We start from the raw sequence: 7,176 nt of genomic DNA on the forward strand, positions 1-7,176 counted from the left end.
CGGGCCCACCACCCCCTCGTGTGGGGCCGCCTTTTACAACGCACCCCGCCCCGGGGGGGGGGGCGGCCCCCCGGGCCCCGGGGGGGGGCCCCCCCGGGGGGGGGGGCCCCCCCCCCCCCCGCCCGTGCCCAGGGGGCCGGTCAGTCCGTGCCGGACTCGATCGCGGCGCGGTCCAGCGCCTCGTCCTCCTCGGAGACCTCGCCGCGGGAGGCGATGGCCTCGGCGCCGCCCTCGGGCATGGCGCCGATCAGGCCGGTCGCGGCCGCCTGTGCGGCACCGACCGCCGGACCGGCGGCGCCGATCAGGCCGAGGCCGGCGTACTGCTCCAGGCGGGCCCGCGAGTCGGCGATGTCGAGGTTGCGCATGGTGAGCTGGCCGATACGGTCAGAGGGGCCGAAGGCCGAGTCCTCGGTGCGCTCCATCGACAGCTTGTCGGGGTGGTAGCTGAACGCGGGGCCCGTGGTGTCGAGGATCGAGTAGTCCTCGCCGCGCCGCAGCCGCAGGGTCACCTCGCCGGTGACGGCCGCGCCGACCCAGCGCTGGAGGGACTCGCGGATCATCAGGGCCTGCGGGTCCAGCCAGCGGCCCTCGTACATCAGGCGGCCCAGGCGCCGGCCCTCGATCTGGTACTGGGCGAGGGTGTCCTCGTTGTGGATCGCGTTGACCAGGCGCTCGTAGGCCGCGTGCAGCAGGGCCATGCCCGGGGCCTCGTAGATGCCGCGGCTCTTGGCCTCGATGATGCGGTTCTCGATCTGGTCGGACATGCCCAGTCCGTGCCGGCCGCCGATGGCGTTGGCCTCCAGGACGAGGTCGACGGCGGAGGCGAACTCCTTGCCGTTGATCGTCACCGGGCGGCCCTGCTCGAAGCCGATCGTCACGTCCTCGGTGGCGATCTCCACGGCCGGGTCCCAGAACCGTACGCCCATGATCGGCTGGACGGTCTCGACGCCGGTGTCCAGGTGCTCCAGGGTCTTGGCCTCGTGGGTGGCGCCCCAGATGTTGGCGTCGGTGGAGTAGGCCTTCTCCGGGCTGTCGCGGTAGGGGAGGTCGTGGGCCAGCAGCCACTCCGACATCTCCTTGCGGCCGCCCAGCTCGGTCACGAAGGTCGAGTCCAGCCAGGGCTTGTAGATCCGCAGGTGCGGGTTGGCGAGCAGGCCGTAGCGGTAGAACCGCTCGATGTCGTTGCCCTTGTAGGTGGAGCCGTCGCCCCAGATCTGCACGTCGTCCTCGAGCATCGCCCGCACCAGCAGCGTGCCGGTGACGGCACGGCCGAGCGGCGTGGTGTTGAAGTACGCCCGTCCGCCCGAGCGGATGTGGAACGCGCCGCAGGCGAGCGCGGCCAGGCCCTCCTCGACGAGCGCCGCACGGCAGTCGACCAGGCGCGCGATCTCGGCGCCGTAGGTCTTCGCGCGGCCCGGCACCGAGGCGATGTCGGGTTCGTCGTACTGGCCGATGTCGGCGGTGTAGGTGCACGGGACGGCACCCTTGTCGCGCATCCACGCGACGGCGACCGAGGTGTCGAGGCCGCCGGAGAAGGCGATACCGACGCGTTCGCCGGCCGGAAGGGAAGTGAGGACCTTGGACATAGGAAGAGTATGCATCCTCCTGCATGGTCATGCAACCCACGGCATATTCTCGCCGCGCGCGAACGGCCCGCGCTTCTTACGATCACAAAGTGGCGCACACCTTCGAAGAGCTGATCGAGAAGCAGCGCGCGGCCGACCAGGCGCACGCCCGGGTCGAGGAGCTGCGCGACCAGTACGGCCCGCCCGCGCACAACCCGTGGCCCGAGCATCAGACGGAGGTGTACGAGACCGCCTGGCGCGCCTGGCGCGAGCTGGCCCGGGACGTCCAGGAGGCGGTCACCGAGTACGCCAAGGACCAGGGCACCGCCCGCAGCCAGGTCGAGGCGGACGTCAGGCAGGCCGTACGCCGTACCGGGGCCGAGGGCTAGCCCGCGTCCTGAGCACGGGCCGCACAGGTGGGGCATGCCCTACTCGCTCAGTCCCACCAGGGCCCAGCTTCTCGCCGCCGCCTCGGTGACGACGGTCCCCCAGCCCTCCAGCAGGTCCCGGAACGCCCCGAAGTCGCCGATCCAGCCGTCGGGCCCGGCGGCGTGTGCGGTGAAGGCCGCTTCCAGGCCGGCGAGGGCGGGCCGGGTCCGCTCCCAGATCGCGGCCAGTTCCCGTACGCCGTCCGGCGGCCGGGCCAGCAGCAGGCCGCTGTGGGAGGGGTCGTCGCCGAAGACCTCCGGGTCGGTCGGCTCCGACAGGCCGTCCGGGCCGGGCCAGAAGAGCCCGAGCAGCAAGGCGTCCACATCGGCCCGCACCGGCTCGTCGACCTGGTCGCGGAACACCTCCCACCGGTGTCCGGCCCAGAAGTGCGGCTTGAACGAACCGCAGGTGCGCGCGAACTCGTACAAGGCGAACCGCTCGCCTGCCGTGCCCCGCGGCCGGACCCAACCGGCGTCCACCGAGGGCGCGTCGGCGTCCCACAGGCCCGTTCCGTCGTCGTACCAGGCGTCCCTGAGGCGTTCCAGCCGCTGCCCGGCCGGCACCTCGCTCAGCCACGGCCAGTCGGCGATCAGCACGGTGATGTCCAGCCCCATGGCCGACGACGATAACGGGGCCGCACGTCAGCGCGGGACCAGGGCTCCCGCCGGGGTGAGAGCCACCTGCGCCTGACGGCCGCCGGGCGAGCAGTCGCGGCCGTTGGGGTAGGTGACCTGCGGGGTGACGGTCGTACGGCGCTCCAGGACCGTACGGCCCCGGTCGCCCCTCAGCTCCAACGTGACGCGGACGGGCCCGGCGGGGAGGTCGTCCAGCTCCGCGAAGCCGGGCCGCACGGGCCGCTCCGTCGCCTCGGCGGTGGGCGGGGTGGCGGGCGGGGCGGCGGATTCCGTGGTCATCACGGGGTCGTCGGCGACGGGCGCGGGGTCCTCGCGCAGGCGCAGCGCGGTGGTTCTGCACACGGCGTCCCAGCAGGCGGTGAGGTCGGCCGCGGCCGCCGTACGGGCCAGGCTCGGGGCGATCTCGACGCCTATGCCCGACGGCGAGCCGATCAGGGTGCACGGGTGGGTGTCGCCCCCGAGGACCCCGCACGCGGTCTGCGCCGCCAGGGCCGAGACGGCCAGGGCCCGTACGGCGGCGCGTCTCGCGCGAGGTCCGTGGATCATGGCGCCCGATCCTCGCACACCGCGCACCGGAGCCCTTCTCATAGGCCGGTCACTGCAAACCCGAGCCGTCCTCGTGGCCGGTCACCGTGCACCGGAGCCCTTCTCATGAGCCGGCCTCCGGGCCGGTACGGACGACCGCCTGGTCGCCGTGCGGGCCGAACAGGTGGAGGATCTCGACCGCGCTGTCGCCCGCGGGCCCGAACCAGTGGGGTTCGCCGGTGTCGAACTCGGCGACCTCGCCCGGCCGCAGCGTGACGTCGGAGTCGCCGAGGATCAGACGGAGCCGGCCGGCGAGGACGTAGAGCCACTCGTAGCCGGCGTGGGTGACGAGCTTGGGCTCGCGCGGGGCGAGCACCTGCTTGAAGACCTGGACACGGCCCGGGTACTGCGTGAGGGGCACCAGGACGCTGCCGCGGTCCTTGCGGTGGGGGCGCAGGTGCACCCGTGGGTCGCCGGTGGCCGGGGCCGCGACGAGCTGGTCCAGGGCCACGCGGTGGGCCCGCGCCAGCGGGATCAGCAGGTCGAGGGTGGGACGCCGGATGCCCGACTCCAGGCGGGAGAGCGTGCTCACGGAGATGCCGGTGTCCTGCGCCAGCGCCTCCAGGGTGAGGCCTCGATCGCGCCGCAGTGCACGCAGCCGCGGTCCGATGCCGTCGAGGATCTGAGCGAGTTCGGCGTCCATGGCTCCATTTTGCGGCCTTCGCAAAGACGCTGGGTGGGGGACACGGCCGGGTCCGAGCATGGCGGCACATGATCCCGATGGAAGGCAGCCGCCGATGACCACGACCTCTTTGCCGGCAGAACCCGGACTCAGCGCGCGCGGACGCTGGACGGTCCTGGCCGTCTGCGCGCTGAGCATGTTCCTGGTGGGCCTGGACACCACCATCGTCAACGTGGGCCTGCCCGCGATCGGGGACGGCCTGGGGATCGGCACCCGGGGCCTGGAGTGGGTGGTGGACGCCTACACCGTCGTCCTGGCCGCTCTGCTCATCGCCTCCGGCGCGCTCGCGGACCGCTTCGGGCGGCGGCGGGTGTTCCGGGTCGGGCTGGTCGTCTTCGGGCTCGCCTCGCTGGTCTGCGCGGTGGCGCCGTCGCTCGGCGTCCTGGTCGCGGCGCGGGCCGTGCAGGGGGTCGGGGCGTCGATGCTGAGCCCGGTGGCGCTGGCGATCGTGGTGAGCGCGATGCCCGATCCGCGGGAGCGGGCCCGGGCGATCGGGATCTGGGCGTCGGTCTTCGGGCTGAGCATGGCGGCGGGGCCGGTCACCGGCGGGGCGCTCGTCGCCGCGTTCGGCTGGCGGTCGGTGTTCTGGGTCAACGCGCCGGTCGTCGTGGCCGCGCTGGTGCTGGTCGCCGTGTTCGTGCCGGAGTCCCACGGGCAGCGCGCACGCCGACCGGACCTGCCCGGGCAGGTGCTGCTCACGCTGACCCTCGGTGCGAGCGTCTGGGTCCTCATCGAGGGCCCGCGCATCGGCTGGGCCTCCCCCGCCGCGGCGGCCTGCTACGCGCTGATCGCCGTCACCGCGGCCGCGTTCGTCCGGGTCGAGGCCCGGCGCAGCGAGCCGCTGATGGATCTCGGGCTGTTCCGGCGGCCGGTGTTCGCGACTGCGGTGCTGGGCGCCATGGCCGTGTTCGTCGCGCTCAGCGCGGCCCTGCTGCTGAACACGCTCTACCTCCAGCACGCCCGCGGCTGGACCCCGCTCGCGGCCGGGCTCGCGACCCTGCCCATGGCGCTCGGCGCCACCCTGTGCGCGCCCTGGGCGGGCAGCCTGGTGGGCCGGCTCGGGGCGCGGCGTCCGCTGCTGCTCGCGGGCGCCTTCACCGCGGCGGGCGGGCTGTGCCTGGTGAACCTCGGCCAGGACACCGACGTACGCCTGCTGCTGACGGCCCAGCTGCTGCTCGGCATCGGGTTCGGCTTCGCCAACGCGCCGCTCACCAACACCGCGGTCGGCGGGCTGCCGGCCTCCCGTGCGGGCGTGGCCGGGGCCATCACCTCCACCGCGCGCCAGGTCGGCTCGGCGGTCGGCGTGGCCCTCGCGGGTGCCCTGGTCGCCGGGGCCGGGCCGGACGCGCTCGCCCGTGCCACCCGCCCCGGCTGGCTGCTGGTGACGGCCTGCGGGGTGTTCCTGCTCGGCGTGGCGCGGGCTGCCGCGCCGGTACGCCGGGACGCGTGACGGCCCGGCCGTCAGTGAAGGGCCCTGCCCGTGAGGCACCGGCCCTCCCGGCCGCTCAGCCGTCGACGAAGGTCAGGCTGCCGGCGTCGTAGCGGGAGCCCGCGATCAGCTCCGGCGGGGCGGCGGCCTCAATGGCGGCGAGGTCGTCCGGGGTCAGCTCGACGGTCAGGGCGGCGAGGTTCTCCTCCAGGTAGCGCTGCCTGCGGGTGCCGGGGATCGGCACCACGTCGTCGCCCCGGTGCTGCACCCAGGCCAGGGCCAGCTGTCCCGCGGTCACGCCCTTGGCCTCGGCCAGCTCCTCCAGAGCGGCGACGATCGCCAGGTTGCGTTCGAGGTTGCCGTCGGCGAACCGCGGCTGCGTGCGGCGTACGTCGTCGGCGGCCAGGCCCTCGACCGAGCCGACCCGGCCGGTCAGGAAGCCGCGGCCGAGCGGGGAGAACGGCACGATGCCGATGCCGAGTTCACGGCAGACCGGGGCGACCTCGGCCTCCAGGCCACGGGTCCACAGCGACCACTCGCTCTGCAGCGCGGCGATCGGGTGCACGGCGTGCGCCCGGCGGATCGTGTCCGGGGCCGCCTCCGACAGCCCGAGGTGGCGGACTTTGCCGGCCCGCACCAGCTCGGCCATCGCGCCGACCGTCTCCTCGATCGGCACCCGCGGGTCCACCCGGTGCTGGTAGTACAGGTCGATGTGGTCCACGCCGAGCCTGCGCAGCGAGGCGTCGCACGCCTCACGCACGTAGGCCGCGTCCCCGCGGATGCGGGTGGGCTCGCCCAGCCGGTTGGCGAAGCCGAACTTCGTCGCCAGCACCACCTCGTCGCGCCGGCCGGCGATCGCCCGGCCGATCAACTCCTCGTTGTGCCCGGCGCCGTAGAAGTCGGCGGTGTCCAGCAGGGTCACCCCTAGGTCGAGAGCGTGGTGCAGGGTGGCGACGGACTGCGCGTCGTCGCCGGCGCCGTAGCCGTGGCTCATGCCCATGCAGCCCAGCCCCTGCGCGGAGACCGCCAGTTCGCCGAGGTGCCGGGTGGGGATGTGCGTCATGATGCTGCCTCCTGGTGATCCGCAACGGGCGTTCATGACGCTAGGTGTTGAAGAGCGCTCCAAGTCAAAGGACGGCCTCGGTCGCCGAGTTGGCCGGGTAGAGTCCTGGCATGTATCCGGTCAGCCGGCGCGGCGCCCGACTCGGGCTGCGCGAGGTCGAGTCGGGGGACGTGGACGCGGTCCTCGCGGTCTACGGAAGCCCGCGCGCGACGGAGCATCTTTCGTTCGAGCCGCGTACCCGGGAGCAGGTCGCCGACATCGTCGCCGGGTCCGTCGCCTCGGCGGGTGCCGACCCGCGCACGGAGTACGCGCTCGCCGTCGTCCTGCCCGAGGCGGCCGAGCTGGTCGGGTTCGGCCGGCTCGCGCTCGACCCGCACCAACAGCGGGCCGCCACCGTCGGCTTCGCGCTGCGCCCCGACGTCTGGGGCGCCGGATACGGCGTCGAGACGGTACGGCTGCTGCTCGGCGTCGCCTTCGACGACCTCCGCCTGCACCGCGTCTGGGGCGCCCGCTCGCCCCACAACGCCGCGTCCGCGCGGACCATGGCCGCCGTCGGGATGACGGAGGAGGGCGTCATCCGCGAGCACGTCCTCAAGGGCGGCGTCTGGCGGGACAGCGTGGTCCACGCGATCCTCGACCGTGAGTGGCGGGCGTCCCGCCCCTAGGGCCTGTCGTTTGGATCAGGTCGGCTGAAAGGGACTGCGCTTCTCGGCCGGGTCGAGCGGGGTCTGGTGCGTGCAGCTGCAAGGCGGAGGAGGGCGTCGACGCGATGGGGGTCCCCCCGCTCG

At 73.9% G+C, this 7,176-nt stretch carries 8 protein-coding genes; 3 read left to right on the forward strand and 5 right to left on the reverse strand.

The features are described 5' to 3' along the window. Positions 1–140 precede the first annotated feature (140 nt). Positions 141–1,586 (reverse strand): argininosuccinate synthase, encoded by a 1,446-nt coding sequence (gene argG / locus ACIQ6Y_RS22085; protein WP_404041499.1) that lies wholly within the window; start codon positions 1,584–1,586, stop codon positions 141–143. A gap of 89 nt (positions 1,587–1,675) precedes the next feature. On the opposite strand from argG, the gene ACIQ6Y_RS22090 reads away from it, so the two are divergent. Continuing rightward, on the forward strand, positions 1,676–1,954 hold the full coding sequence (locus ACIQ6Y_RS22090) for a hypothetical protein (protein WP_404041501.1): 279 nt from the start codon (positions 1,676–1,678) through the stop codon (positions 1,952–1,954). Between the two features lie 39 nt (positions 1,955–1,993). On the opposite strand, the gene ACIQ6Y_RS22095 is transcribed toward ACIQ6Y_RS22090, so the two are convergent. The 3 genes from ACIQ6Y_RS22095 to ACIQ6Y_RS22105 all read right to left on the reverse strand — a co-directional run bounded on the left by ACIQ6Y_RS22095 (position 1,994) and on the right by ACIQ6Y_RS22105 (position 3,857). Beyond that, positions 1,994–2,608: a hypothetical protein gene (locus ACIQ6Y_RS22095; RefSeq protein ID WP_404041503.1), complete on the reverse strand. Its 615-nt coding sequence runs from the start codon at positions 2,606–2,608 to the stop codon at positions 1,994–1,996. A gap of 27 nt (positions 2,609–2,635) precedes the next feature. Then, positions 2,636–3,175, reverse strand: coding sequence for a hypothetical protein (locus tag ACIQ6Y_RS22100; protein WP_404041505.1), 540 nt, complete (start codon positions 3,173–3,175; stop codon positions 2,636–2,638). 103 nt (positions 3,176–3,278) lie between these two features. After that, positions 3,279–3,857 carry a helix-turn-helix domain-containing protein gene (locus ACIQ6Y_RS22105; protein WP_404041506.1) on the reverse strand — a complete coding sequence of 193 codons (579 nt, stop codon included), beginning with the start codon at positions 3,855–3,857 and terminating at the stop codon, positions 3,279–3,281. 94 nt (positions 3,858–3,951) lie between these two features. On the opposite strand from ACIQ6Y_RS22105, the gene ACIQ6Y_RS22110 reads away from it, so the two are divergent. Then, positions 3,952–5,346: an MFS transporter gene (locus tag ACIQ6Y_RS22110; protein WP_404041507.1), complete on the forward strand. Its 1,395-nt coding sequence runs from the start codon at positions 3,952–3,954 to the stop codon at positions 5,344–5,346. A gap of 55 nt (positions 5,347–5,401) precedes the next feature. Here ACIQ6Y_RS22110 and ACIQ6Y_RS22115 read toward each other — a convergent pair whose 3' ends face one another. Then, positions 5,402–6,388, reverse strand: coding sequence for an aldo/keto reductase (locus ACIQ6Y_RS22115; protein ID WP_404041509.1), 987 nt, complete (start codon positions 6,386–6,388; stop codon positions 5,402–5,404). Between the two features lie 110 nt (positions 6,389–6,498). Between ACIQ6Y_RS22115 and ACIQ6Y_RS22120 the strand changes: the two genes are divergently transcribed. Continuing rightward, on the forward strand, positions 6,499–7,053 hold the full coding sequence (locus ACIQ6Y_RS22120) for a GNAT family N-acetyltransferase (RefSeq protein ID WP_404041511.1): 555 nt from the start codon (positions 6,499–6,501) through the stop codon (positions 7,051–7,053). The last annotated feature ends 123 nt before the right edge of the window (positions 7,054–7,176 follow it).

It is taken from the genome of Streptomyces sp. NPDC096205 (assembly GCF_044763135.1).
In the GTDB taxonomy this organism is placed as follows: Bacteria; Actinomycetota; Actinomycetes; order Streptomycetales; family Streptomycetaceae; genus Streptomyces.

What these genes read in the sequence shown, in the direction of transcription:
- argG (WP_404041499.1), bottom strand. Translation starts at nt 1,586, where the DNA reads ATGTCCAAGGTCCTCACTTCCCTTCCGGCCGGCGAACGCGTCGGTATC.
- ACIQ6Y_RS22095 (WP_404041503.1), bottom strand. Translation starts at nt 2,608, where the DNA reads ATGGGGCTGGACATCACCGTGCTGATCGCCGACTGGCCGTGGCTGAGC.
- ACIQ6Y_RS22100 (WP_404041505.1), bottom strand. Translation starts at nt 3,175, where the DNA reads ATGATCCACGGACCTCGCGCGAGACGCGCCGCCGTACGGGCCCTGGCC.
- ACIQ6Y_RS22105 (WP_404041506.1), bottom strand. Translation starts at nt 3,857, where the DNA reads ATGGACGCCGAACTCGCTCAGATCCTCGACGGCATCGGACCGCGGCTG.
- ACIQ6Y_RS22110 (WP_404041507.1), top strand. Translation starts at nt 3,952, where the DNA reads ATGACCACGACCTCTTTGCCGGCAGAACCCGGACTCAGCGCGCGCGGA.
- ACIQ6Y_RS22115 (WP_404041509.1), bottom strand. Translation starts at nt 6,388, where the DNA reads ATGACGCACATCCCCACCCGGCACCTCGGCGAACTGGCGGTCTCCGCG.
- ACIQ6Y_RS22120 (WP_404041511.1), top strand. Translation starts at nt 6,499, where the DNA reads ATGTATCCGGTCAGCCGGCGCGGCGCCCGACTCGGGCTGCGCGAGGTC.